General features: G+C 37.6%; 1 protein-coding gene. It reads left to right on the top strand.

Features of this window, described 5'->3' with window-relative positions:
- Nucleotides 1-1,155: RNA-guided endonuclease InsQ/TnpB family protein (locus IQ215_RS14280; RefSeq protein ID WP_193802064.1), on the top strand; the 1,155-nt coding region annotated here is incomplete at its 5' end.
- Nucleotides 1,156-1,211 lie beyond the last annotated feature (56 nt).

The following is a 1,211-nucleotide window of genomic DNA, read 5'->3' as shown; positions in this document are numbered from 1 at the left end:
CAATTTAAAGCTATCGATGAGGGCATTCGTACAGTCCAATTCGTACGTAATAAATGTGTTAGTCTCTGGATGAACTCTCAAAACGTAGGTAAAGCCGAAGTTTATCGATATACCACTACTTTAAGAAAAGAATTTTCTTTTGTTAAGTATCTTAACTCCACTGCTTGTCAACAGGCAGGAGAAAGGGCTTGGAGTGCCATATCTAAGTTTTATGATAATTGCAAAAAGCAAGTTAAGGGGAAAAAAGGATACCCTAAATTTTCTAAACGCACTCGTAGTATTGAGTATAAACAATCTGGTTGGAAACTAGATCGAGATCATAAACGAATCACTTTCACTGATGGTAATAACATCGGTACTCTCAAGTTAATTGGCTCAAGGGATTTAGATTATTTCCAAGAGTTTCAAATACAAAGAGTACGACTTGTTAAACGAGCAGATGGTTATTTTTGCCAGTTTTGCTTAAAGTTAGATGTAAGGGATATAACTTCGATTCTACCCCAAACCAAAAAGATGGTGGGCATAGATGTTGGTTTAAAATATTTCTATGCTGATAGTGATGGAAATTTTGTGGAGAATCCTCGTTTTTATCGTCACTCAGAAGCCAGATTAAATAGACTCAATCGTCGAAAGTCAAGAAAATTGAAGAAGGGAAAGCCTGTAAGTAACAACTATATCAAAGCTAGACAGCGATACAGCAGAGCACATTTAAAGGTAAGTAGGCAACGTGAAGAGTTCGCCAAGGAAAAGGCACTGCGTCTAATTCAGTCAAACGACTTGATCGCCTATGAAGATTTAAAGGTGAAAAATCTAGTTAGAAATAGTAAGTTATCAAAAAGTATTAATGATGCTGGTTGGAGTCAATTGCGTAAATGGTTGGAATATTTTGGGGTCAAGTATGGAAAATTAACCATTGCGGTAAATCCAGCCTACACATCTCAAGATTGTTTTCAATGTGGAAAACGAATCAAGAAAAGTCTTTCAACTAGAACTCATGTTTGTAGTTGTGGGTATGTTGAAGATCGTGATACACAAGCATCATTGAATATTTTAAGAAAAGCTACGATGGGGCACATCGGAAGCAAGTCTGATTTATTGGACTTAAACGCTTGGGGAGATTTGTCCTCTATCTTGGTTGGTGGCAACACCTGCTAGGGTAAGATGAATCACTGAACCAAGAATCCTCCTGCGTTCACGCCGAGGAGTGTCAA

The sequence above is a fragment of the Cyanobacterium stanieri LEGE 03274 genome (assembly GCF_015207825.1).
Taxonomy (GTDB): Bacteria; Cyanobacteriota; Cyanobacteriia; order Cyanobacteriales; family Cyanobacteriaceae; genus Cyanobacterium; species Cyanobacterium stanieri_B.
The sequence above is the reverse complement of the archived record's forward strand: the minus strand, read 5'-3'. Positions and strand labels throughout refer to the sequence as shown.